This window comes from Pseudomonas sp. 300, from assembly GCF_055803035.1.
In genome coordinates this window covers 1,119,100-1,142,187 of record NZ_JAVLRV010000001.1, presented here as the reverse complement: position 1 = coordinate 1,142,187, position 23,088 = coordinate 1,119,100, and the positions used below count along the sequence as shown (strand labels likewise).

Here is a 23,088-nt window from a genome sequence, read left to right as displayed (position 1 = left end):
CCGCTGCTTATTCCGCCTCAAGATCCTCAATCCCGTGGACTTCCCGATCCGCCAGGCAGTGTTTGATCCACGCCTGGGTCTCCTCCGAGAAACCAGTCAATTCCTCAGGTCGGATCAACTCCCGAGCACACAGCCCAAGCAAATGCGAGCGGGCCTCATGCCGTGAACACCTGAACACACCGAACGCCCAATACAGTTCCTTTTGTCCAGCCTTGAGCAACTCTTCACTGGCTTCTATCCGCTCATAAGTCGCCAGGCTTTTATCCAGCACCGTGCGCTCAACCTCTTCCATGATCCGGACACACATCCGCTCATGGGCCAAGGGACGCAACGCGCTGTAACGCTTCCAATCCGATTCGTTCATTCTCGACTCCTGCCTGCCAGTCGTCTTGCCGAGACTTTAAGAATAGCTGTGCTGACGAAACCAACAATTCAAAGTATTCAATTGCGCATGGCGCAAACCTTGCGCAAACAACAAAACGATCACCGATAATTAGAGCAATAAAATCTCGATTAAAGAGGCTTTTCGGATATTCCTCTCAATTTTTTTCGACTGCTTGCCATCCTTCACCCTCGCGGTTAGGGTTGAAGGCATGAAAACCTCTCACACCCTCATTCAGCTTCGCCAGCACCGCAGTCTGTGCCTCGTCAGCGCACGACTGCCGGGCTGAATTGCGACGCCTCGTCTTACGCTTTTCCCAAGAACTTTTGATCCACCGGCAGGCCGCCTTTTTTCGGCCCACACAATAAGGATTTCCCGATGAGCATGCTCAAAGACCCGTCTTCGAAATACCGCGCGTTCCCGACCATCGACATTCCGGACCGTACCTGGCCGTCGAAGACCATCACCGCCGCGCCGATCTGGTGCAGCTCCGACCTGCGCGACGGCAACCAGTCGCTGATCGAGCCGATGGACGCGGTCAAGAAGCTGCGTTTCTGGAAAACCCTGGTGCAGGTCGGCGTGAAAGAAATCGAAGCCTCGTTCCCGGCCGCTTCGCAAACCGACTTCGACTTCGTGCGCACCCTGATCGAAGACGGCCACATCCCGGACGACACCACCATTCAGGTGCTGACCCAGGGCCGTGAAGACCTGATCGAGCGCACCTTCGAATCCCTCCGCGGGGCGAAGAAAGCCATCGTTCACCTGTACAACGCGACCTCCCCTTCCTTCCGCCGCATTGTCTTCAATCAGGACAAGGACGGGATCAAGGCTATCGCGGTCAACGCTGCCAAGCTGTTCGTCAAATACGCCGCCCTTCAGCCGGACACCCAGTGGACGTTCGAATACTCGCCGGAAACCTTCAGCGCGACCGAGCTGGAATTCGCCAAGGAAGTCTGCGACGCGGTCATCGAAGTCTGGAACCCGACGCCTGAGCACAAGGTGATCCTCAACCTGCCAGCCACCGTTGAATGCGCGACCCCGAACATCTATGCCGACCAGATCGAATGGTTCGGCCGTCACATCAACCGTCGCGACAGCGTGATCATCAGCCTGCACACCCACAACGACCGTGGCACCGGCGTGGCCGCCACCGAGTTGGGCCTGATGGCTGGCGCGGATCGTGTCGAAGGCTGCCTGTTCGGCAACGGCGAGCGTACCGGCAACGTCGATCTGGTGACTGTGGCACTGAACCTCTACACCCAGGGCATTCACCCTGAGCTGGACTTTTCCGACATCGACGGCGTGCGCAAAGTCGTCGAAGAGTGCAACCAGATCCAGGTGCACCCGCGTCACCCGTACGTCGGTGACCTGGTTCATACCGCGTTCTCCGGCTCGCACCAGGATGCCATCCGCAAGGGCTTCGCCCAGCAGAAACCGGATGCCCTGTGGGAAGTGCCGTACTTGCCGATCGACCCGGCCGACATCGGTCGCAGCTACGAGGCGGTGATCCGCGTCAACAGCCAGTCGGGCAAGGGCGGTATAGCTTACCTGCTGGAACAGGAGTACGGCATCAGCTTGCCGCGTCGCATGCAGATCGAGTTCAGCCAGGTCGTGCAGCGTGAAACCGATCGTCTGGGCCTCGAAATGACTGCTCAGCAGATCCACGCATTGCTGCACAGCGAATACCTGCAGGCCAACACCCCGTACGCGCTGGTCAGCCATCGCCTGCAGGAAGAAAACGGTCACAGCGCCGTGGAAGTGGAAGTCTCCGGCAAAGGCCAGGGCGAAACCAACCTGCACTGGCGTGGCAAAGGCAACGGCGCGCTGGAAGCGCTGGTAGCCGGTCTGCCGATTCCGGTGGAAATCATGGATTACAACGAACACGCCATCGGCGCGGGTACCAACGCCAAGGCAGCGGCCTATATTGAACTGCGCGTGGAAGGACAACGTGCGGTGCACGGCGTGGGTATCGATGAAAACATCACCACCGCCAGCTTCAAGGCCCTGTTCAGCGCGCTGAACCGCTCGTTGAGCCAGCCGGAAGCGAAAGCGGCGTAAGCGTTTGCAGCAATGCAAAAGGCCCCAAGGTGCGAACCTTGGGGCCTTTTTGTTTGCCTGCTGTTTTTGTGTTGCCTGTTATGGCCCCATCGCGGGCAAGCCCGCTCCCACAGGGACCGGATGTACACACAAATTGTGTTCGCCCCCTTCACTGTGAAAGCGGGCTTGCCCGCGATGGGGCCCGCTCAGGCAACAACCATGTCAGGCGTGAGTATCAACGCTAAACATCGCCTGCAACAACGCGGCTTGCAGCACTTGCAAGTTGCTGCTGGTCACGGCGATCTGGTTCTGGATTTCCATCACCTGCGCCGCCCTCTGCTCGTCGTCCTGGATCTTCTGCGCATTCGCCAGTTGAGCCTGCTGTTCGGCCAGCAATTTCTGGGCTGCTTCGATCTGTTTCTTCAACATGCTAATCGGGTCACTGGCGCCGCCGACAGAGTCGATGTTGGCACCGGCGCTGTTGACGCGCAGCTTGCCATCCTCGTCAGTCGCGTCATCAACCGGGACCAGCTTGCGTTCGTCAGGCTCTCCGGTCGCGACATTCGGCGAGGACACGGCGTACGAGTTAATAGTTATGGTGCTCACGTTGATCATGGGGCATTCCTCCTTGGCTGACCTTGCTATCGGCCCCTCCAGAGAAATCTGAAACCATGAATCGTTAAACCCTCACCGATCAGGTGAACTCAAACGTATCAGCATCCAGATTCGCCGGAAAACGCGTGCGATAAGCCTGAAGGTCGGCGGCATTCAATACCACCTGAAACACGCCATCGGCTTCGCCGGCACTGAGCAAGGTCTCGCCCTGGAAATCCAGCACCTGACTGTCGCCGGTATACGCAAAGCCTTTGCCGTCAGTCCCAATGCGATTCACTGCCACTACATAGCAAAGATTTTCGATCGCCCGTGCCGGCAACAAACGGTTCCAGTGCTGACGCCGTGCCCCCGGCCAGTTGGCGGTGTACAGCAACAGGTCGGTGTCCTGAGCGTCCCGGCTCCACACCGGGAAACGCAAGTCGTAGCAAATCAGCGGCCGCACGCGCCAGCCTTTGAGCTCGAACTGCACCTGACGCTCGCCCGGTGTGTAGTGATTGTGCTCGCCGGCCATGCGGAACAAGTGGCGCTTGTCGTAATGCCAGACCTCGCCATCCGGTCGCGCCCACAACAGGCGATTGCGATGACTGCCATCAGCGGCCTGAACGATGACGCTGCCGGTGATCACAGCATCGAGTTGCGCAGCCTGGGCGCGCAGCCATTTGCTGGTGGGACCGTTTTCCGGCTCCGCGAGCGTCTCGGACTCCATGGAAAAACCGGTGGTGAACATCTCCGGCAGAATAATCAGGTCGGCGCCGCGAGCCTGTTCCAGCAGTTGTTCGAAATGCTCCAGATTGGCCTGGCGGTCATGCCAGGCCAGGCTTGTCTGGATCAGCGCGATGGTCAGATTTGGCAATGCACTCAGATCACGCATAGTTTTGCCGCTGCTTCACGCAGGGTCTCCTCGCGTTTGGCGAAGCACAAGCGCACCAGGCGCTGGCCTTCGGGTGGCGTCTGGTAGAACACTGAGATCGGGATGCTCGCCACGCCGTGTTCGCGGGTCATCCACAGCGCCATCTCGACGTCGTTGAGGTCCGGGCGGATCTGCGAGTAATCGACCAACTGGAAATAGGTGCCGGTCACGCGGGTGAAACTGAAGCGCGACGGCGTCAGAAGGTCGCAGAACAGGTCGCGCTTGGCCTGGTAGAAACCCGGCAGTTCTTCTATGTGTTCCGGGTGTTCGGCCATGAAGTCGGCCAAAGCGTATTGCAATGGCGTAACCCCGCAAAAACTGACGTACTGGTGCACCTTGCGCAGCTCCGCCGTGAGGGCCGGTGGCGCGACCACATAACCGGTTTTCCAGCCAGTGACGTGATAGGTCTTGCCGAACGAACTGACTACGAAGGCGCGCTGATACAGCTCTTCGTGATTAAGCACACTGACATGAGGCACACCGTCAAATACCAGGTGTTCGTAGACTTCGTCGCTGACGAGGTAGATATCGCGATCACGGATCAAATCCGCCAACTGATCGAGCTCGGCACGGCTGATCAACGCGCCGCTTGGGTTGTGCGGTGTGTTCAGCACAATCATCCGCGTGCGCGGGGTAATGGCCTCAGCCAGTTTCTGGAAGTCGATGGAGAAATCATTCAGCCCCAGCTGCACATGCACGCAACGGCCACCAGCCAACTCCACCGACGGCTCGTAACTGTCGTAGCACGGATCGAATACGATCACTTCGTCGCCGCTGTGGATAACCGCTTGAATGGCGCAGAAGATCGCCTGGGTGGCCCCGGGCGTAATGGTGACTTCGTGGTCGGCATCGACATTGACGCCGTAGCTGCGAGCGATCTTCGCCGCCACTTGCTGACGCAGGACCGGCAGGCCGGTCATCGGCGAATACTGGTTATGGCCATTGGCGATGTGCCGACCGACCGCATCGCACAGGGCTTGCGGGGCATCGAAATCGGGAAAACCCTGGGACAGGTTGATCGCCCCGGTTTGCGCCGCGAGCTGAGACATCTGCGTGAAGATAGTGATGCCGACATTCGGCAGCTTACTGGTGATCATCGGTCATTCCCTGCTCTACACCCGGCTCTAACGGCGGCGCGGGAGAGCCCGAGGATAGCCCATCCGACGCCCATAAAAAAAGGGCGCATAAAGCGCCCTCCCTTTCACCCCGATCCCTGTGGTGGCTTGTCCGCGATGAACGATAACGCGGTGTACCTGATGCGGTGCAACCATCGCGGGCAAGCCCGCTCCCACAAGGGTCTCGGCAAGCCTCTGATCAGCGCTTGTCGCGGCGCTTTTTATCGGCTTTCTTGTGGTGCGACATCATGCGACGCTTCTTGTTGACCTGACGGTCAGTCAGCGAATTTTTGTTGCCTTCGTACGGGTTCTCGCCACCTTTGAACTCGATGCGGATCGGCGTACCGACCAGCTTCAGAACACGACGGTAAGTGTTTTCCAGGTAACGGACGTAAGACTTCGGCACCTTCTCGATCTGGTTACCGTGAATCACGATGATCGGCGGGTTCGCACCACCCAAGTGGGCGTACCGCAGCTTGATCCGGCGGTTGTTGACCATCGGCGGCGCGTGCTCACCGACCGCATCTTCCAGAATCTGGGTCAGGCGGTTGGTCGGCCAGCGGGTGACCGCGGACTTGAACGAGTTCTGTACGGAGGCGTAGAGGTTGCCCACGCCCGTGCCGTGCAGCGCCGAGATGAAGTGGATGTCGGCGTAGTCAACGAAGAACAGTCGACGTTGCAGCTCGACCTTCACGAAGTCGCGCTCGCTCGGCGTCATGCCGTCCCACTTGTTGATCGCGATGACCAGCGCGCGACCCGATTCAATGGCAAAGCCCAGCAGGTTGAGGTCGTGGTCCACCACGCCTTCGCGGGCGTCCATCACGAAGATCACCACGTTGGCGTCTTTGATCGCTTGCAGGGTTTTGACCACGGAGAATTTTTCGACTTCTTCGTGGATCTTGCCGCGCTTGCGCACACCGGCGGTGTCGATCAGCGTGTACTTCTCGTCGTTACGTTCGAACGGGATGTAGATACTGTCGCGGGTAGTGCCGGGTTGGTCATACACGATTACCCGGTCTTCACCGAGCATGCGGTTGACCAGGGTCGACTTGCCGACGTTCGGGCGGCCGATGATAGCGATCTTGATCCCGTCTTTTTCGCTTGGGCCAGGAATGCGCTTGGCGTCCTCGCCTTCGGCAACGAGCTCTTCTTCGCCGTCTTCCGGTTCTTCTTCGTCTTTCGGGAAGTCGCTCAGGGCGATTTCCAGCATCTGGGTGATGCCACGACCATGAGCGCCGGCGATCGGGATCGCGTGGCCCATGCCCAACGGGGCGAATTCGGCGCGGGCCATTTCAGGGTCGATGTTGTCGACCTTGTTGGCAACCACGTAGGAACGCTTGTTACGTTTGCGCAAATGCTCGGCGATCATCTGGTCGGCGGCGGTGAAACCGGCCTTGGCATCTACCAGGAACAGAACGACATCGGCTTCTTCAATGGCCAGCAGCGACTGCTCGGCCATTTTTTCGTCCATACCGTGCTCGTCACCGGAGATACCGCCGGTGTCGACCAGAATGTAGGAACGCCCTTGCCACTTGGCCTCACCGTATTGGCGATCACGGGTCAGACCGGACAAGTCGCCGACGATGGCGTCGCGAGTCCTGGTCAGGCGGTTGAACAAGGTGGATTTGCCGACGTTCGGTCGGCCCACCAGGGCGATTACGGGAACCATGCGGCTCTCCACTTCGTTATTTCAGAAAATACAAAAGCCGCTGCGAGGCAGCGGCTGGTGCTCGGGGCAGCGCTTGGAAACGCTGCGAGCCCCGCAGGACGGGGCCGCTTGGGGGTTAAACCCCAAGCATAGTCGTTACTTGATGGTCAGGGCTTCCAGTTTGCCGCTGTTGCCATACAGATAAATCGTGTCACCCACCACCAGCGGACGGGCACGCAGGCCATCGCTGTCGATGCGTTCGCGGCCGACGAAGCGACCGTCTACCTGGCTCAGCAGGTGGACGTAGCCTTCCATGTCACCGACTGCAACATAGCTGGAGAACACTTCCGGAGCCGACAGTTGACGTCGAGCCAGCGAGTCGTTGCTCCACAAAGCCGTGGTGGAACGCTCGTCGACGCCTTCAACGGTGCCCGAAGACAGGCTCACGTATACAGTGCCGAAACCCTGGGCAACGCCGGCATAGCTGGACGCATCACGCTGCCAGAGCTGACGACCGCTTTCCAGGTCCAGTGCCGCAACGCGCCCCTGGTAGCTGGCGACGTACAACGTACCGCCGGACAGCAGCAAGCCACCGTCGATATCGACAACGCGCTCCAGTTCCGAACGACCTTGTGGGATCGCAACCCGCTGTTCCCACACCGGCACGCCGTTGGAGATATCGAGCGCAACCACTTTACCGGTCGACAAGCCAGCCACTGCGAGGCGGTTGGTCACGATCGGCGCACTGGTGCCACGCAGGGTCAGGACGGCAGGCGTGCTGTCATACAACCAGCGCTGGTTGCCGGTAGCGGCATCCAGACCGATCAGACGGTCATCCTGAGTCTGAACGACAACCACGTCACCGTTGTTGGCCGGCGGTGCGAGCACTTCGCTGGACACGCGAGCGCGCCATTTCTCTTCACCGTTGGTGGCGTCCATCGCAACGATTTCGCCCTTGGTCGTTCCGATCACGAGCAGGCCATAACCCACGCCAACGGCGCCGGAAACGGGCAGCTCAAGATCTTTCTTCCATTTGACGTCGCCATTGCTGCGATCCATCGCCATCACCACGCCAGTGACGTCGGCGGCATAAATGGTATCGCCATCGATCGCCGGAACCAGCATGTTGTAGGTTTCGCCCTGACCGTCACCGATCGAACGACTCCACTGTTTTTGCAGGACCACTTCTTCTTTGAAGTCGACCAGCTCGGCAGGTGGCAATTCTTTTTTGCTGTTGCTGCTGCAACCCGCGGCCAAAACGGCCAGAGCCAGCAATGCTGCATGTTTCCAACGGATCACGTCACGCATCCCCTTTGGCCAGATCGTCCAGCTTGATTTGTAGGCCACCGACTGCCGCTTCATCCGACAATGCCGCCTTGGCTTTTTGATACGCAGCGTTTGCTTCGTCGGTACGACCCAACTGCACCAGCAGGTCGCCCTTGAGTTCTTCGCGAGTGGCCAGGAATGCTTTATCGGCATCGCCTTCGAGCAGCTTCAGGGCTTCATCGACCTTGCTCTGCGCGGCCAGTACCTGCGCCAGACGCTGACGGGCGATTTCGCCCAGTGCCGGGTTGGCCGGTTTGGCAACGATGGCTTTCAGCTCGGTGGCAGCGTCGTCCAGCTTGCCGCTGTCGACCGCGACTTTCGCCACGAACAGGCTGCCATATTGTGCGTAGGCGCTACCGCCAAATTCGCTGTTGAGCTTGCCGGCCAGGTCCGAAACACGGGCGGCATCAGGCTTGCCGTCAGGCGTCAGCGTGGTTTCGAGCAATTGCTGATAGAGAATCGAGGCGCCTTGCGACTGATTGCTCTGATACTTGTGAAAGGCCTGCCAGCCGAACACGATGACCAGCGCCAACAGGCCGCCAGTGACCAGGGGCTTGCCGTTGCGTGTCCACCAGTCCTTCAAATCCGCCAGGTTTTCGTCTTCGGTACTCGACACCCCAATACTCCTTAATCGCTAAATCGGCTGTTTATGACAGCTTCAACCCTGCACGACGCAGGTGGCCAGGTGTGCAGCAAGCGCATCCCAGGCAATGCTTTGTTGTTCGCCCTGGCCACGCAGGGGTTTGAAACCTACCACTTGCTGGGCCATTTCGTCGTCACCGAGGATCAATGCGTACAGCGCACCGCTCTTGTCGGCTTTCTTGAACTGGCTTTTGAAGCTGCCGGCGCCGGCATGGATCTGCAGGCGCAGGTTGGGCAATTGATCGCGAACCTTTTCGCTCAACGTCAGGGCCGCCAACTCGGCAGCCTCGCCGAATGCGCAGAGATAGACGTCTACCTGACGGGAGATCTCTTGCGGGATCTGCTCCAGGGTCTCAAGCAGCAGCACCAGACGCTCGATGCCCATGGCGAAACCAACGCCCGGGGTCGGCTTGCCGCCCATCTGTTCCACCAGACCGTCGTAACGACCGCCGGCACACACGGTGCCCTGAGCGCCCAACTTGTCGGTGACCCATTCGAAAACGGTCTTGCTGTAGTAATCGAGCCCGCGTACCAGCTTCGGGTTGATCACGTAAGGAATACCGGCGGCGTCCAGGCGAGCCTTGAGGCCCTCGAAGTGCGCGCGGGATTCGTCGTCGAGGTAGTCGGCCATTTTCGGCGCGTCGACCAGGATCGCTTGAGTGTCGGCGTTCTTGGTGTCCAGAACGCGCAACGGATTGGTCTTCAGACGGCGCTGGCTGTCTTCGTCGAGCTTGTCCAGGTGCGCGGACAGGAATTCGACCAGTGCTTCGCGATAACGACCACGGGATTCGCTGGTGCCCAGGCTATTGAGCTCAAGCTTGACCGCATCACGGATACCCAGCTCGCCCCACAGGCGCCAGGTCAGCACGATCAGCTCGGCGTCGATATCCGGACCATCGAGGTTGAACACCTCGACACCGATCTGGTGAAACTGGCGATAACGGCCTTTCTGCGGACGTTCGTGGCGGAACATCGGGCCGATGTACCAAAGCTTCTGCACCTGGCCACCGCCAGTGATGCCGTGTTCGAGCACCGCACGCACGCAGGCCGCCGTGCCTTCAGGGCGCAGGGTCAGCGAATCACCGTTACGGTCTTCGAAGGTGTACATCTCTTTTTCGACGATGTCGGTCACTTCACCGATGGAGCGCTTGAACAGCTCGGTGAACTCGACGATCGGCATGCGGATCTGCTTGTAACCGTAGTTATCCAGCAGACGCGAAACGGTGCCCTCGAAATGACGCCACAGGGGAGTCTGTTCGGGCAGGATGTCGTTCATGCCACGTATGGCTTGCAGAGACTTGCTCACTTTAAATCCTTAAATTCGTTCGATCAGCCGCGAGCGATTACAGCTGCGTCAGCCTCGACCTTTTCGGCCGCTTTCTGGCGGATCAAGCGTTCAAGCTCATCCACCAGATTGTCATTAGTCAGTTTCTGCGACGGCTTGCCGTCGATGTAAATCAGGTTTGGCGTGCCGCCGGTCAAGCCGATATGGGCTTCCTTGGCTTCGCCCGGCCCGTTGACCACGCACCCGATAACCGCGACATCCAGCGGCACCAGCAGATCTTCGAGGCGCCCTTCCAGCTCGTTCATGGTTTTGACCACATCGAAGTTCTGCCGCGAGCAGCTCGGGCAGGCGATGAAGTTGATGCCACGGGAACGCAGGTGCAGGGATTTGAGAATGTCGTAGCCGACTTTCACTTCCTCGACCGGGTCAGCCGCCAACGAGATGCGGATAGTATCGCCAATCCCTTCGGCGAGCAGCATACCGAGGCCCACGGCGGATTTCACTGTGCCTGAACGCAAACCACCGGCTTCGGTGATGCCCAAGTGCAGCGGCTGAACGATTTCCTTGGCCAGCAGGCGGTAAGCAGCGACGGCCATGAACACGTCGGAGGCTTTCACGCTGACCTTGAAGTCCTGAAAGTTCAGGCGCTCAAGGTGCTCGACGTGACGCAGGGCAGACTCGACCAGCGCGGCCGGTGTCGGCTCGCCGTATTTCTTTTGCAGGTCTTTTTCCAGGGAACCGGCGTTGACGCCGATGCGGATCGGAATCCCGCGATCGCGGGCGGCATCGACTACCGCACGCACGCGGTCTTCGCGACCAATGTTGCCCGGGTTGATGCGCAGGCAATCAACACCCAATTCGGCTACGCGCAGAGCGATCTTGTAGTCGAAGTGAATGTCGGCCACCAACGGCACTTTGACCAGTTGCTTGATCTTGCCGAAAGCTTCGGCGGCGTCCATGTCCGGCACGGAAATGCGCACGATATCGACGCCAGCGGCTTCCAGACGATTGATCTGGGCGACGGTGGCGGCGACATCATTGGTGTCGCTGTTGGTCATGCTCTGCACAGCGATGGGCGCATCGCCGCCAACAGGTACGTTACCGACCCAGATTTTCCGGGATTCGCGACGCTTGATTGGAGATTCGCCGTGCATGACTTATTGACCCAACTTCAGGCGAGCAGTCTCGCCACTGGTGAACGGAGCGACATCAACCACCTGTCCGTTGTAGCTGACCTGCGCACCACGGGCGAAGCCCAGGCGCACGGCAAACGGTGGCTTGCCGCTGACAGTAACGTTTTCGCCTTTACGCTTGAGGCCACTCACCAGCACTTTGCCGCTGCCGTCGGTGACTTGTGTCCAGCAATCGGCGGTGAATTGCAGTTGAACCTGGCCTTGGCCGGCAACCGGGGCAGCCGCTGCCGGAGCAGGAATTGTTGGCGTGACCGAAGCGCTCGCAGGCGGGGTCGATACCACAGGTGCGGTCGGGGATGGCGCTACCGGCGTCGCGACAACCGGCGCGGTGCTGTGCGTCGGTGCAGCAGGTGCTGGGGAAACCGGTGCGGTTGGAGCAACTGCAGGCGCAGTGGCTTCAGCGTCGGCCGGTGCGTCAGTGGAATTTTCGGCTTGCGGCAATGCCAGCGACGTCGAGCCTTCCGCCTGGCCTTCCGCGACAGCCTGGTCTTCCGGCTCGTCCAGCGGATGGATCTGGGTGGTGCCGTCGGCGCCTTCGACTTCAACGTGCTCCGGACTCAGACTGATCAGGTCTTTGGTGCGCAATGAGGTTTGATCCTGCCACCAGACAAAACCACCGCCGATCACCGCGATCAGCAACAGCAGGCTGACGATTCGCAGAATAGTGTGAGAAACCCGCACAGGCTCTTCAATGCGACCCAGGCTGTGGACGTTGGCGCCCTGGGAGTCAGTGCCGGTGGATTGGTCGAACTGTTGAACCAGAACGGTCTGGTCCATGCCCAGCAATTTGGCGTACGCGCGAATATAACCGCGAGCGAAGGTATGCCCCGGCAGCTTATCGAATGCGCCGGCTTCCAGATTGCTCAGGGAATTAACGGTGAGGTTGAGCTTGAGGGCCACTTCGGCCAGCGACCAGCCATTGCTTTCGCGGGCCTGGCGCAAAGTCTCACCGGGGTTAACGCGATTCGCTGCTACAACTTCGGGATGCGCCGCTTTCATCATTGCTCCGACAGGTATTGCTGATATTCCGGCGAACCGGGATAGAGTCGTTTTAATTGCAGGCCAAAACTGGCGGCCTTATCGCGATCTTCAAACACTTTTGCCAGCCGAACGCCGAGCAATAGACTACGTGCATTTTGCTCGGCGAGCAGGCTAAAACGGTCGTAATAGTCACGCGAGGGCACATAATGCCTGTCTTCGTAAGACAACTCAGCCATTTCCAGCAATGCGCGGGGTTGCTGACGGTTCAAACGCAGGGCTTTTTCCAGTTGCTGCCGGGCCAGATCACGCTGGCCAAGCTTGGAAGCGGTCATGCCCAGGTTCTCGAACACCCGTGAACGCTCAGGATACAGGGTATCGGCGGCGGCTTGTTCGAAGCGCTCGTAAGCCTCTTTGTAACGTTTCTGTTCGAAAAGAAAACTGCCGTAATTATTCAGGATGCGTGCATCGTTGGACCGGGACGACAGCGCCTTGCGAAAATGCTCGTCCGCCAGCTCCGGCTCCATCTCCGCCTGAAACACCAGACCCAAAGCGGCGTTGGCGTCAGGGTCCGAGCTGTCGAGCTCCAAGGCCTTTTTCAGCGGCACCTTGGCGCGCTCGGTCATACCCTGCTGCAAGTAGCCCAAACCCAGTTGCACGTAGGCAACACGCGCTTCATCGCGGCCCTTGCTGGTCTTCATCGGATTGAAATCGCCCGACAGGACGCAACCAGTACAGAGACTGGCCAACAGCACAAGCAGCGCGAAGCGCAGGGACATAGAGATCCTCTCTTGAATTATTTCGCAGCGTTCTGCGCCATATCGCTGTCGGCGCTCAACTCGCGCACGGCGATATAACGTTCACTGCGACGGGTGCGATCCAGCACCTGCCCTACCAATTGGCCACACGCGGCATCGATGTCTTCACCGCGGGTGGTGCGTACGGTGACATTGAAGCCGGCATGGTGAAGCTGATCCTGAAAACGGCGAATCGCGTTGTTGCTCGGACGCTCGTAACCGGAATGCGGGAACGGGTTGAACGGAATCAGGTTGATCTTGCACGGGATGTTCTTGAGCAGCTCGATCATCTCAACGGCATGTTCAACCTTGTCGTTGATGTCTTTGAGCAAGGTGTACTCGATGGTCAGCACGCGCTTTTCGCCCAGCGACGACATGTAGCGCTGGCACGACTCGAGCAACATCTTAAGCGGATACTTCTTGTTGATCGGCACCAATTGGTTACGCAATGCGTCGTTCGGTGCGTGCAGGGACAACGCCAGGGAGACGTCGATGTGCTTGGACAGCTCATCGATCATCGGCACCACGCCGGAGGTCGACAGGGTCACACGGCGCTTGGAAATGCCGTAACCCAGGTCGTCCATCATCAGATGCATGGCCGCAACGACGTTGTCGAAGTTCAGCAGCGGCTCGCCCATGCCCATCATCACCACGTTGGTGATGGCACGGTCGGCAGTTGCCGGGATGCTGCCGAACGATTTATTGGCAATCCACACCTGACCGATGACTTCGGCGGCGGTGAGGTTGCTGTTGAAACCTTGCTTGCCGGTGGAGCAGAAACTGCAATCCAGGGCACAGCCTGCCTGGGACGAAACGCACAGAGTGCCGCGTTTGCCCTGGGGAATGTAAACGGTCTCGACGCAGCTGCCGGATGCCACGCGCACCACCCACTTACGGGTGCCGTCGGTGGAAATGTCCTCGCTGACGACTTCAGGACCGCGAACTTCGGCAATAACCTTGAGCTTGTCGCGCAAGGCCTTGCTGACGTTCGTCATGGCGTCGAAATCATCGACGCCAAGGTGGTGAATCCATTTCATTACCTGACCGGCACGGAAACGCTTCTCCCCGATCGAGTCGAAGAATTTTTCCATTTCCTGTTGAGTCAGACCCAGCAGGTTGGTTTTTACAGTCGATGTAGTCATGGATTCACCTTCACTCTTAAGCCAATGCTTAGCGAGTGGTTACTTCAGTAGCTGCGAAGAAGTACGAGATTTCGCGAGCAGCAGCGGCTTCGGAGTCCGAACCGTGTACAGCGTTGGCATCGATGGAATCAGCGAAGTCAGCACGGATGGTGCCGGCAGCAGCTTCTTTAGGGTTGGTAGCGCCCATCAGCTCACGGTTCAGAGCGATAGCGTTTTCGCCTTCCAGAACCTGAACGACAACCGGACCGGAGATCATGAAAGCAACCAGGTCGCCGAAGAAACCACGAGCGCTGTGCTCAGCGTAGAAGCCTTCAGCTTCGGCTTTGGACAGTTGCTTCAGTTTCGAAGCTACAACGCGCAGGCCTGCTTTTTCGAAACGAGTGGTGATCTCGCCGATGACGTTTTTTGCAACAGCGTCAGGCTTGATGATGGAGAAAGTACGTTGAACAGCCATGGTGTAACTCCAGAAACGGTAATTTGTGAAAAATTAAACCCGCGAATTATACGCGGGTTCTTGGGTATTGCCTAACCTGCAGCGTGGCTCAGTCGCGTTCTTCGATCCAGTGGGCCTGAATGGCCTCCAGGATCTTTTCGCCACAATGTTCAGGCTTGTCGTCGAACTCGGGCAATTCCATCACCCATTTGCGCAGATCGACGAAGTTGACCGACATTGGGTCAACATCAGGCTTGCTTTCGGCCAGCTGGATTGCGATTTCCAGTACATCAGTCCACTTGAGACTCATGACAGTTCCTTGAATCAGTGCGGCGCTTCGGCGGCGTGGTTGAGCGAGTATTTCGGAATTTCGACGGTCAGGTCTTCGGTCCCGACGATCGCCTGACAGCCTAGACGCGATTGCGCTTCCAGACCCCAGGCCCGATCAAGAAAGTCTTCTTCCAGTTCATCCGCTTCTTCCAGCGAGTCAAAACCTTCGCGGATGATGCAGTGACAAGTGGTGCAGGCGCAGACGCCACCGCAGGCACTTTCCATCTCGATGTGGTGTTCATGGGCCAGCTCGAGAATGGAGATGCCAGGCTCAGCCTCGACAACCATGCCTTCCGGGCAGAACTTCTCGTGGGGCAGAAAAATGACCTGCGGCATCAGTTATCCTCGATTTCATTCAGGTTGCGCCCCGCCAGTGCGGCTTTCACCGTCGAGTCCAGGCGGCGGGCAGCAAAGGCGTCGGTCACTTGCGACAGACGCTTGGTCTGCTGCTCGATGGCGTAGCCATCGGTACCTTTCATCAGTTCGGTCAGTTCCTGCATCTGCAATTCGATGACCATGCGCTCTTCGGCGTCGAGCAAACGCTCGCCGTCAGCCTCGAGGGCGGCTTGCACCGCTTCGATCAGGCGCTGGGCATCGACTTGCTGTTCACGCAATACACGAGCGACCTTGTCGTCGTTGGCGTGCTGGAACGAATCCTTGAGCATTTTGGCGATTTCGCCGTCGGTCAGGCCGTAGGACGGCTTGACCTGGATGCTGGCTTCAACGCCCGAACCCAATTCACGGGCCGAGACGCTGAGCAGGCCGTCGGCGTCAACCTGGAAGGTCACGCGAATCTTTGCCGCACCGGCCACCATCGCCGGAATGCCGCGCAATTCGAAGCGCGCCAGGGAGCGGCAGTCGCTGATCAGCTCACGCTCGCCCTGCAATACGTGAATCGCCATGGCCGACTGGCCATCTTTGTAGGTGGTGAAATCCTGGGCGCGAGCGACAGGGATGGTGGTGTTGCGCGGAATCACCTTCTCCATCAGGCCGCCCATGGTTTCCAGCCCCAGGGACAACGGAATCACGTCAAGCAACAACAGTTCGCCGCCATCGCGCTTGTTGCCAGCCAAGGTATCGGCCTGGATCGCGGCACCGATGGCCACCACTTGATCCGGATCGATTTCGGTCAGCGGCTGGCGACCAAAGGCCTCGGCGACTGCTTCGCGAACACGAGGGACGCGGGTCGAACCGCCGACCATGACCACGGCGTGCACTTCTTCCAGCTCGATACCGGAATCACGCACGGCGCGGCGACAGGCTTTCAGGCTGCGAGCAACCATTGGCTCGATCAGCGCATTGAACGCTTCGCGGGTCAGCTCGGCGTTCCAGTCGCCGTAAGCGACTTCTACGGCGCCAGCATTGGTCAGGGCTTCTTTGGCTGCGCAAGCGGTTTGCAGCAGATTGCGCTGCGCACCCGGATCGAGGTCGGCGGACAAACCGGCGCTCTCTATGATCCAGCCGGCAATCGCATGGTCGAAGTCATCGCCGCCCAGGGCGCTGTCGCCACCAGTGGCCAGCACTTCGAACACACCGCCGGTCAGGCGCAGAATAGAAATATCGAAGGTGCCGCCGCCCAGGTCATAAATCGCGACCAGACCTTCAGCGTGCTGATCCAGACCGTAGGCCACGGCAGCAGCGGTCGGCTCATTGAGCAAACGCAGCACGTTCAGGCCGGCCAGCTTGGCCGCGTCCTTGGTGGCTTGACGCTGAGCATCGTCGAAATAGGCCGGAACGGTGATCACCGCGCCAACCAGTTCGCCACCCAGAGTAGCCTCGGCGCGCTGACGCAGCACCTTGAGGATATCGGCGGAGACTTCGACCGGGCTTTTCGGCCCCTGAATGGTGTCGATGAACGGCATGTGCGACTCGCCGCCGACAAAGCGGTACGGCAGTTGATCGCCCAATTGCTTGACGTCGGACAGACCACGACCCATCAAGCGCTTGACCGACAGCACGGTGTTCAACGGATCGGCAGCGGCAGCCAGTTTGGCCGACTCGCCCACTTCGACGCGATCGGCGTGGTAGCGCACGGCAGACGGCAGAATGACCTGCCCGTCAGCGTCGGCCAGAGGCTCGGAAAGACCACTGCGCAATGCAGCGACCAGCGAATTGGTAGTGCCCAAGTCGATCCCCACAGCCAGACGACGCTGGTGCGGTTGAGGACTTTGGCCGGGTTCGGCGATCTGCAGTAGGGCCATCGTGATCAGGACTTATCTGTATATCAGGCGTGCGACCGGAGCGGCACTGGGTTAATCGTCGAGGCGCTCTTCTAACTGGCGCACTTCGTAGGTGAGCTTGTCGAGGAACTGCATGCGCCGCATCAGGCGTTCGGCCTGCTCGCGTTGCGCTGCATCGTTCCAACAGGCTGCGAAGCTTTGGTTCAGTTCATCCTGCGCGGTTTTCAGGCGACGCTTGAACACCGCAACACCGGCCAGATCAGCGCTGTCCTGCAGGTCTTCGAGCTCTTCACGCAGCGCCATCTGCTGCAGAAGAAACTCCGGATCATGCACCGTGACCTCCAGCGGCAGCTCGCCACCATTCAGAGCGAGCAGGTATCGCGCGCGCTTCGGGGGACTTTTGAGCGTCTGATAGGCCTCGTTGAGGCTCGCGGATTGCTCTAGCGCCAACCGCTGCTCGCGCTCGGAAGCGTCCGCAAAACGGTCCGGATGAACACTGCGCGCCAACTCACGGTAGCGCGTAGCCAGCTGGTCGAGGTCCAGATTGAAACTCGGTTGCAGCTCAAATAAAGCGAAATGACAAGGAGTACCCACAAGAAGCCTCAGATGTTGAAGCTTTCGCCGCAGCCACATTCACCGCGTACGTTGGGGTTGTTGAACTTGAAACCTTCGTTCAACCCTTCCTTGACGAAATCGAGCTCGGTGCCGTCCAGGTAGGCCAGGCTTTTAGGGTCGATGATCACTTTCTCGCCGTGACTTTCGAACACCTGATCCTCTGCAACCACCTCGTCGACAAACTCCAGCACGTAGGCAAGGCCGGAACAGCCTGTGGTGCGAACACCCAGACGAATCCCTTCACCTTTGCCGCGCCCGTTGAGGGAGCGTCGCACGTGTTGAGCAGCCGCTTCTGTCATGCTGATAGCCATCGGTGACTCCTTACTCGTCGCCAAAAATTCAGATCAAGCCTTTCTTCTGCTTGTAGTCGCGAACGGCCGCTTTGATAGCGTCTTCAGCAAGTACGGAGCAGTGAATTTTCACCGGCGGCAGGGCCAGTTCTTCGGCCAGCTGAGTGTTTTTGATGGTCTCTGCTTCATCCAGAGTCTTGCCTTTCATCCACTCGGTCGCCAGGGAGCTGGAGGCGATAGCCGAACCGCAACCGTAGGTCTTGAACTTGGCATCTTCGATGATGCCTTGCTCGTTGACCTTGATTTGCAGGCGCATCACGTCGCCGCACGCCGGAGCGCCGACCATGCCAGTGCCGACATCCGGGTCTTCCGCGTCCATCTTGCCGACGTTACGCGGGTTTTCGTAGTGGTCGATGACCTTTTCGCTGTAAGCCATGATTCTTAATCCTCACTCATCAGAGAGTCGCTCTTGAAGCCCTGGGAACCTGGGTTCGACAGGGCTGGTTTGCGGCGACTTGAAATCAGTGTGCCGCCCACTCGATTTTCGAAATGTCGACACCGTCTTTGTACATGTCCCACAGCGGCGACAGGGTGCGCAGCTTGGTAACGGCCTCGCAGACTTTCTGCGCGGCGTAGTCGATTTCTTCTTCGGTGGTGAAACGGCCGAAGGTGAAGCGGATCGAGCTGTGTGCCAGTTCGTCGTTGCGGCCCAGGGCGCGCAGTACGTACGAAGGCTCCAGCGAAGCCGAGGTGCAGGCCGAGCCGGACGAAACTGCCAGATCCTTGAGCGCCATGATCAGCGACTCGCCTTCAACATAGTTGAAGCTCAGGTTCAGGTTGTGCGGAACGCGGGCGGTCATGCTGCCGTTGACGTACAGCTCTTCCAGGTCTTCGACCTGCTTGAAGAAACGGTCGCTCAGGGCTTTGATACGTACGTTTTCGGCCGCCATGTCTTCCTTGGCTACGCGGAAGGCTTCGCCCATGCCGACGATCTGGTGGGTCGCCAGGGTGCCGGAACGCATGCCACGCTCGTGACCGCCGCCGTGCATGGTCGCTTCGATGCGCACACGCGGCTTGCGGCTGACGTACAGCGCGCCGATGCCTTTAGGGCCGTAGGTTTTGTGGGCGGAGAACGACATCATGTCGACTTTCAGCTTCTGCAGATCGATGTCGACCTTGCCGGTGGACTGAGCAGCGTCGACGTGGAACAGGATGCCCTTGGAACGGGTCAGTTCGCCGATGGCGGCGATGTCGTTGATGGTGCCGATTTCGTTGTTCACGTGCATGACCGAGACCAGGATGGTGTCGTCACGCAACGCTGCTTCGATCATCGCCGGCGTGATCAGGCCATCGGTCTGAGGCTCGAGGTAGGTTACTTCGAAGCCTTCACGCTCCAGTTGGCGCATGGTGTCGAGGACAGCCTTATGCTCAATCTTGGTGGTGATCAGGTGCTTGCCTTTGGTCGCATAGAAATGCGCCGCACCCTTGATTGCCAGGTTGTCGGATTCGGTAGCACCGGAGGTCCAGACGATTTCACGCGGGTCGGCGTTGACCAGGTCTGCGACCTGACGACGAGCGTTTTCGACCGACTCTTCAGCTTTCCAGCCGAACACGTGGGAACGGGACGCCGGGTTACCGAAGTTTCCGTCGACCAGCAGGCATTCACTCATTTTTTGCGCAACACGCGGATCAACCGGGGTGGTCGCAGAGTAATCAAGGTAAATCGGCAATTTCATGGACTATCTCCTAAATCAGGCTGGCTGGCGTGCCGTTAGCTCTTTGGCTGTCATTCGACGGCGGACGCTTCAATCTTGTCCAGGCGCGGCGCCTTGCTGTTGCAACGGCGCTGGTCCTGACGCTGGGCTACTTCTTGTACCTCACGGCGAGTGACAAGATCAGCCAAGCTGATACCGCTCAGAAATTCGTGGATCTGCAAGCTCAGGTCGCACCACAGGTGGTGGGTCAGGCAGGTGTCGCCTTGATGGCAATCCCCTTGGCCCTGGCACTTGGTGGCGTCGACCGATTCGTTTACCGCATCGATCACCTGGGCGACCTGGATGCCCTGCATGTCGCGGGACAGCTGGTAGCCGCCGCCCGGACCACGGACGCTGGACACCAGATTGCTGCGGCGCAATTTGGCGAAAAGCTGTTCGAGGTAGGACAGGGAGATGCCTTGGCGCTCGGAGATATCGGCCAGGGACACCGGCCCGTGCTGCGCGTGCAACGCCAGATCGAGCATGGCGGTCACGGCGTATCGGCCTTTTGTAGTCAGTCGCATGGACAATTACCACGGAGTTCGGAATGGGGCGAGTATGCAATTCCCGAGTATTTAAGTCAACTATAAGACCTAGTACTTTAGTCAGGTTTACCCGCAAAAGAGCGGCCGCATCATAACAAAGGCTGGCCTCTGACAGCCAGTAGTACCGCGTTATCGTTCATCGCGGGCGAGCCCGCCCCCACAGGGATCTCGTTGTTCACACAATCTGTGTTTCACCCGAGACCTTGCGGGGCGGGCTTGCCCGCGACTAAAGTCGACTCGGCCTAGCCGGCCTGGCTCTGATCCTTGTCCTTCACACACGCGAAGTCTTCTTCGCGCAGCTCAGGCAGATCTTTCGCACAGTAATTGCTGCCCAGATCCTTCAGCGCCCCGCACATCCCCTCCAGACGCCCATCAACCGCCTGCAAATGATCGAGCAACTGATTGATCGCCCGCGCCACCGGATCGGGCATGTCTTCGCCGACACCGTAGGCATCGAAACCGATCTTCTCGGCCATGGCCTTGCGCTTGGCGTCCTGCTCTTCATCGGATTTGACGATGATCCGCCCCGGAATGCCAACCACCGTCGCCCCGGCCGGCACAGCCTTGGTTACCACGGCATTGGAACCCACCTTGGCCCCCGCACCCACGGTGAACGGGCCGAGCACCTTGGCACCAGCACCCACCACAACGCCATCTTCCAGAGTCGGATGACGCTTGCCTTTATTCCAACTGGTGCCACCGAGCGTCACACCTTGATAAAGCGTGACGTCGTTGCCGATTTCAGCGGTTTCACCGATGACAATGCCCATGCCATGGTCAATAAAGAACCGACGACCGACCTTGGCGCCCGGATGGATCTCGATCCCGGTCAACCAGCGGCCGAAGTTCGACACCAGCCGCGCCAGCCATTTCAGGTCCGCTCGCCACAACATCGAAGACAAACGATGAATCCAGATGGCGTGCATGCCCGGGTAGCAAGTCAGGACTTCAAAAGCGTTACGCGCCGCCGGGTCACGATGGAAAACACTCTGGATATCTTCACGCAAACGCTCGAACATTTTTAATCCTTCCGCTTTAGAAGCTCACCACGGGCCGCTTTCTGGGTTTCCGTGAGGATGCCACGCAATATATTCATTTCCGCCCGGCTGACCGAGCTTCGTCCGTACAACCGACGCAGGCGCGCCATCAAGTGCCGTGGTTTCTCGGGATCGAGGAATTCGATGGCGACCAGGGTTTGTTCCAGGTGCTCATAGAACCGTTCCAGCTCATCCATGGTCGCCAGCTCAGCGCTTTTGACCGATGCCACTTCTTCCTTCTCGACCTTGCTCGGCTGGCCTTGGGCCGCGAGCCAGGACATACGCACTTCATAGCTCAACACCTGCACCGCTGCCCCAAGGTTCAGCGAGCTGAACTCAGGGTCTGATGGGATGTGCACGTGATAATGACATCGCTGCAGCTCTTCATTGGTCAGGCCTGAATCTTCACGACCAAACACCAAGGCAATCTCGGCGCCCTGCCCTGCTTCCTCGACCACTTTCGTCCCGCATTCGCGAGGATCGAGGAGCGGCCAGGGAATACGCCGGTCACGAGCGCTGGTGCCGAGCACCAGATTGCAGCCGACCAAGGCATCTTCCAAGGTGGCGACGACTTGCGCGTTTTCAAGGATGTCGCCAGCACCGGAGGCGCGGGCATCGGCCTCGTGATGCGGGAACAACCTCGGTTCGACCAGCACCAGCCGCGACAGGCCCATGTTCTTCATGGCACGCGCAGCCCCGCCGATATTGCCGGGGTGGCTGGTATTGACCAGGACGACACGAATGTTATGCAGCACGGGAGGCGTTCTCGAACACAATAAAGGGGAGCCGAATCTTACAGCGCCTACTACCGTTAAGCTATGAAAGCGAACGCCGACCTTCTCCTGTAGAAAAGTTCTGATAGAATGCCCGGCTTTCTTTAACAACCTTAGGTGACACATCCATGCAGCCCATGCTGAATATCGCGCTGCGCGCCGCCCGCAGCGCCAGTGAATTGATCTTCCGCTCCATCGAGCGCCTGGATACCATCAAGGTCGACGAAAAAGACGCCAAGGATTACGTATCCGAGGTGGACCGCGCCGCTGAACAGAAAATCATCGACGCGCTGCGCAAGGCTTACCCGAATCACTCGATCATGGGTGAAGAAACCGGCATGCACGCCGGCACCGGGATCGAAGGCGAAGAATACCTGTGGATCATCGATCCACTGGATGGCACCACCAACTTCCTGCGCGGCATTCCTCATTTCGCTGTCAGCATCGCCTGCAAATACCGCGGTCGCCTGGAACACGCTGTTGTTCTGGACCCGGTTCGCCAGGAAGAATTCACCGCCAGCCGTGGTCGCGGCGCTCAACTGAACGGTCGTCGCCTGCGCGTCAGCGGTCGCACCAGCCTGGACGGCGCCCTGCTGGGTACCGGTTTCCCGTTCCGCGACGACCAGATGGACAACCTCGACAACTACCTGGGCATGTTCCGCGCCCTGGTTGGCCAGACTGCCGGCATCCGCCGCGCTGGCTCGGCGAGCCTGGACCTGGCCTATGTGGCTGCTGGCCGTTTCGACGCATTCTGGGAGTCGGGCCTGTCTGAGTGGGACATGGCTGCAGGCGCCCTGCTGATCCAGGAAGCCGGCGGCTTGGTGAGCGACTTCACCGGCGGTCACGATTTCCTTGAGAAAGGCCACATCGTTGCCGGCAACACCAAGTGCTTCAAGGCAGTGCTGACGGCGATCCAGCCGCACCTGCCGGCCTCGCTGAAGCGCTAAGCTTCCCGCGACAGAAAAAGCACCCTTCGGGGTGCTTTTTTTATGCCTGCAAATCCACCCTCAAGAACACTGTAGATCCCTGTGGGAGCGGGCTTGCCCGCGATAGCGGAGTGT

25 protein-coding genes are annotated in these 23,088 nt (G+C 59.1%); 2 read left to right on the top strand and 23 right to left on the bottom strand.

The window, feature by feature from the left end; all coding sequences use genetic code 11:
• Positions 1–7 precede the first annotated feature (7 nt).
• On the bottom strand, positions 8–364 hold the full coding sequence (locus Q7W83_RS05235; protein ID WP_150638949.1) for a hypothetical protein: 357 nt from the start codon (positions 362–364) through the stop codon (positions 8–10).
• 396 nt (positions 365–760) lie between these two features.
• On the opposite strand from Q7W83_RS05235, the gene leuA reads away from it, so the two are divergent.
• Positions 761–2,440, top strand: a complete 1,680-nt coding sequence (gene leuA, locus Q7W83_RS05230; RefSeq protein WP_150633831.1) for a 2-isopropylmalate synthase — start codon at positions 761–763, stop codon at positions 2,438–2,440.
• A gap of 201 nt (positions 2,441–2,641) precedes the next feature.
• Here the strand turns inward: leuA and Q7W83_RS05225 are convergent, their stop codons facing one another.
• The 22 genes from Q7W83_RS05225 to trmJ form a co-directional block, all read right to left on the bottom strand.
• Entirely contained in the window at positions 2,642–3,034 is a 393-nt protein-coding gene (locus Q7W83_RS05225) for a hypothetical protein (RefSeq protein ID WP_150653673.1), read from the bottom strand.
• Between the two features lie 79 nt (positions 3,035–3,113).
• Positions 3,114–3,905, bottom strand: coding sequence for an amidohydrolase (locus Q7W83_RS05220; RefSeq protein ID WP_150638951.1), 792 nt, complete (start codon positions 3,903–3,905; stop codon positions 3,114–3,116).
• Positions 3,893–5,041, bottom strand: a complete 1,149-nt coding sequence (locus Q7W83_RS05215) for a pyridoxal phosphate-dependent aminotransferase (RefSeq protein WP_150633834.1) — start codon at positions 5,039–5,041, stop codon at positions 3,893–3,895. The genes Q7W83_RS05220 and Q7W83_RS05215 overlap by 13 nt, the downstream gene beginning before the upstream one ends.
• Before the next feature lie 217 nt (positions 5,042–5,258).
• Positions 5,259–6,728 carry a ribosome biogenesis GTPase Der gene (gene der, locus Q7W83_RS05210; protein WP_473655756.1) on the bottom strand — a complete coding sequence of 490 codons (1,470 nt, stop codon included), beginning with the start codon at positions 6,726–6,728 and terminating at the stop codon, positions 5,259–5,261.
• A 135-nt stretch (positions 6,729–6,863) separates the two neighbouring features.
• Positions 6,864–8,015 carry an outer membrane protein assembly factor BamB gene (bamB, locus tag Q7W83_RS05205; protein WP_017340310.1) on the bottom strand — a complete coding sequence of 384 codons (1,152 nt, stop codon included), beginning with the start codon at positions 8,013–8,015 and terminating at the stop codon, positions 6,864–6,866.
• A complete protein-coding gene (locus Q7W83_RS05200) occupies positions 8,008–8,649 on the bottom strand; it encodes a tetratricopeptide repeat protein (RefSeq protein WP_150633836.1) in 642 nt (213 codons plus the stop codon). Before Q7W83_RS05200 ends, bamB begins: the two co-directional genes overlap by 8 nt.
• 42 nt (positions 8,650–8,691) lie before the next feature.
• Positions 8,692–9,981 carry a histidine--tRNA ligase gene (hisS, locus tag Q7W83_RS05195; RefSeq protein WP_473655755.1) on the bottom strand — a complete coding sequence of 430 codons (1,290 nt, stop codon included), beginning with the start codon at positions 9,979–9,981 and terminating at the stop codon, positions 8,692–8,694.
• Between the two features lie 23 nt (positions 9,982–10,004).
• Positions 10,005–11,114 carry a flavodoxin-dependent (E)-4-hydroxy-3-methylbut-2-enyl-diphosphate synthase gene (ispG, locus tag Q7W83_RS05190; protein WP_010457850.1) on the bottom strand — a complete coding sequence of 370 codons (1,110 nt, stop codon included), beginning with the start codon at positions 11,112–11,114 and terminating at the stop codon, positions 10,005–10,007.
• Between the two features lie 3 nt (positions 11,115–11,117).
• Entirely contained in the window at positions 11,118–12,152 is a 1,035-nt protein-coding gene (locus Q7W83_RS05185) for a RodZ domain-containing protein (protein WP_150653672.1), read from the bottom strand.
• Complete coding sequence (gene pilW, locus Q7W83_RS05180; RefSeq protein WP_150631956.1) at positions 12,152–12,910, bottom strand: type IV pilus biogenesis/stability protein PilW; 759 nt, start codon at positions 12,908–12,910, stop codon at positions 12,152–12,154. Before pilW ends, Q7W83_RS05185 begins: the two co-directional genes overlap by 1 nt.
• Positions 12,911–12,927: 17 nt before the next feature.
• The gene (rlmN, locus tag Q7W83_RS05175; protein WP_150638954.1) at positions 12,928–14,070 is read right to left on the bottom strand and encodes a dual-specificity RNA methyltransferase RlmN; all 1,143 of its coding nucleotides are present in this window, start codon (positions 14,068–14,070) and stop codon (positions 12,928–12,930) included.
• A gap of 28 nt (positions 14,071–14,098) precedes the next feature.
• Entirely contained in the window at positions 14,099–14,524 is a 426-nt protein-coding gene (ndk, locus tag Q7W83_RS05170; protein WP_007916882.1) for a nucleoside-diphosphate kinase, read from the bottom strand.
• A gap of 88 nt (positions 14,525–14,612) precedes the next feature.
• Positions 14,613–14,813, bottom strand: coding sequence for a Fe-S cluster assembly protein IscX (iscX, locus tag Q7W83_RS05165; RefSeq protein WP_017123703.1), 201 nt, complete (start codon positions 14,811–14,813; stop codon positions 14,613–14,615).
• A 14-nt stretch (positions 14,814–14,827) separates the two neighbouring features.
• Entirely contained in the window at positions 14,828–15,169 is a 342-nt protein-coding gene (fdx, locus tag Q7W83_RS05160) for an ISC system 2Fe-2S type ferredoxin (protein ID WP_008014719.1), read from the bottom strand.
• A complete protein-coding gene (gene hscA / locus Q7W83_RS05155; protein WP_150653671.1) occupies positions 15,169–17,034 on the bottom strand; it encodes a Fe-S protein assembly chaperone HscA in 1,866 nt (621 codons plus the stop codon). Before hscA ends, fdx begins: the two co-directional genes overlap by 1 nt.
• Positions 17,035–17,085: 51 nt before the next feature.
• A complete protein-coding gene (gene hscB, locus Q7W83_RS05150) occupies positions 17,086–17,607 on the bottom strand; it encodes a co-chaperone HscB (protein ID WP_150631962.1) in 522 nt (173 codons plus the stop codon).
• A gap of 8 nt (positions 17,608–17,615) precedes the next feature.
• A complete protein-coding gene (gene iscA / locus Q7W83_RS05145; RefSeq protein ID WP_007903589.1) occupies positions 17,616–17,939 on the bottom strand; it encodes an iron-sulfur cluster assembly protein IscA in 324 nt (107 codons plus the stop codon).
• A gap of 28 nt (positions 17,940–17,967) precedes the next feature.
• Positions 17,968–18,354 carry a Fe-S cluster assembly scaffold IscU gene (gene iscU, locus Q7W83_RS05140; protein ID WP_003443374.1) on the bottom strand — a complete coding sequence of 129 codons (387 nt, stop codon included), beginning with the start codon at positions 18,352–18,354 and terminating at the stop codon, positions 17,968–17,970.
• Between the two features lie 85 nt (positions 18,355–18,439).
• Positions 18,440–19,654, bottom strand: a complete 1,215-nt coding sequence (locus tag Q7W83_RS05135; RefSeq protein ID WP_150631953.1) for an IscS subfamily cysteine desulfurase — start codon at positions 19,652–19,654, stop codon at positions 18,440–18,442.
• 50 nt (positions 19,655–19,704) lie between these two features.
• Positions 19,705–20,196, bottom strand: coding sequence for a Fe-S cluster assembly transcriptional regulator IscR (iscR, locus tag Q7W83_RS05130; protein ID WP_007903581.1), 492 nt, complete (start codon positions 20,194–20,196; stop codon positions 19,705–19,707).
• 263 nt (positions 20,197–20,459) lie between these two features.
• Positions 20,460–21,236 (bottom strand): serine O-acetyltransferase, encoded by a 777-nt coding sequence (cysE, locus tag Q7W83_RS05125; RefSeq protein WP_150653670.1) that lies wholly within the window; start codon positions 21,234–21,236, stop codon positions 20,460–20,462.
• Between the two features lie 2 nt (positions 21,237–21,238).
• Positions 21,239–22,009 carry a tRNA (cytosine(32)/uridine(32)-2'-O)-methyltransferase TrmJ gene (gene trmJ, locus Q7W83_RS05120; RefSeq protein WP_008045111.1) on the bottom strand — a complete coding sequence of 257 codons (771 nt, stop codon included), beginning with the start codon at positions 22,007–22,009 and terminating at the stop codon, positions 21,239–21,241.
• 146 nt (positions 22,010–22,155) lie between these two features.
• Between trmJ and suhB the strand changes: the two genes are divergently transcribed.
• Positions 22,156–22,974 carry a type III secretion system regulator SuhB gene (suhB, locus tag Q7W83_RS05115; protein WP_008014726.1) on the top strand — a complete coding sequence of 273 codons (819 nt, stop codon included), beginning with the start codon at positions 22,156–22,158 and terminating at the stop codon, positions 22,972–22,974.
• Positions 22,975–23,088 lie beyond the last annotated feature (114 nt).

Excerpts from the sequence above, each read along its gene's own strand:
- Q7W83_RS05215 (WP_150633834.1), bottom strand. The coding sequence starts at position 5,041 with ATGATCACCAGTAAGCTGCCGAATGTCGGCATCACTATCTTCACGCAG.
- Q7W83_RS05135 (WP_150631953.1), bottom strand. The coding sequence starts at position 19,654 with ATGAAATTGCCGATTTACCTTGATTACTCTGCGACCACCCCGGTTGAT.
- Q7W83_RS05220 (WP_150638951.1), bottom strand. The coding sequence starts at position 3,905 with ATGCGTGATCTGAGTGCATTGCCAAATCTGACCATCGCGCTGATCCAG.
- Q7W83_RS05225 (WP_150653673.1), bottom strand. The coding sequence starts at position 3,034 with ATGATCAACGTGAGCACCATAACTATTAACTCGTACGCCGTGTCCTCG.
- pilW (WP_150631956.1), bottom strand. The coding sequence starts at position 12,910 with ATGTCCCTGCGCTTCGCGCTGCTTGTGCTGTTGGCCAGTCTCTGTACT.
- iscR (WP_007903581.1), bottom strand. The coding sequence starts at position 20,196 with ATGCGACTGACTACAAAAGGCCGATACGCCGTGACCGCCATGCTCGAT.
- hscA (WP_150653671.1), bottom strand. The coding sequence starts at position 17,034 with ATGGCCCTACTGCAGATCGCCGAACCCGGCCAAAGTCCTCAACCGCAC.
- Q7W83_RS05235 (WP_150638949.1), bottom strand. The coding sequence starts at position 364 with ATGAACGAATCGGATTGGAAGCGTTACAGCGCGTTGCGTCCCTTGGCC.
- iscA (WP_007903589.1), bottom strand. The coding sequence starts at position 17,939 with ATGGCTATCAGCATGACAGAAGCGGCTGCTCAACACGTGCGACGCTCC.
- fdx (WP_008014719.1), bottom strand. The coding sequence starts at position 15,169 with ATGCCGCAGGTCATTTTTCTGCCCCACGAGAAGTTCTGCCCGGAAGGC.
- cysE (WP_150653670.1), bottom strand. The coding sequence starts at position 21,236 with ATGTTCGAGCGTTTGCGTGAAGATATCCAGAGTGTTTTCCATCGTGAC.
- ispG (WP_010457850.1), bottom strand. The coding sequence starts at position 11,114 with ATGCACGGCGAATCTCCAATCAAGCGTCGCGAATCCCGGAAAATCTGG.
- der (WP_473655756.1), bottom strand. The coding sequence starts at position 6,728 with ATGGTTCCCGTAATCGCCCTGGTGGGCCGACCGAACGTCGGCAAATCC.
- rlmN (WP_150638954.1), bottom strand. The coding sequence starts at position 14,070 with ATGACTACATCGACTGTAAAAACCAACCTGCTGGGTCTGACTCAACAG.
- Q7W83_RS05185 (WP_150653672.1), bottom strand. The coding sequence starts at position 12,152 with ATGAAAGCGGCGCATCCCGAAGTTGTAGCAGCGAATCGCGTTAACCCC.
- leuA (WP_150633831.1), top strand. The coding sequence starts at position 761 with ATGAGCATGCTCAAAGACCCGTCTTCGAAATACCGCGCGTTCCCGACC.
- suhB (WP_008014726.1), top strand. The coding sequence starts at position 22,156 with ATGCAGCCCATGCTGAATATCGCGCTGCGCGCCGCCCGCAGCGCCAGT.
- iscX (WP_017123703.1), bottom strand. The coding sequence starts at position 14,813 with ATGAGTCTCAAGTGGACTGATGTACTGGAAATCGCAATCCAGCTGGCC.
- bamB (WP_017340310.1), bottom strand. The coding sequence starts at position 8,015 with ATGCGTGACGTGATCCGTTGGAAACATGCAGCATTGCTGGCTCTGGCC.
- ndk (WP_007916882.1), bottom strand. The coding sequence starts at position 14,524 with ATGGCTGTTCAACGTACTTTCTCCATCATCAAGCCTGACGCTGTTGCA.
- iscU (WP_003443374.1), bottom strand. The coding sequence starts at position 18,354 with ATGGCTTACAGCGAAAAGGTCATCGACCACTACGAAAACCCGCGTAAC.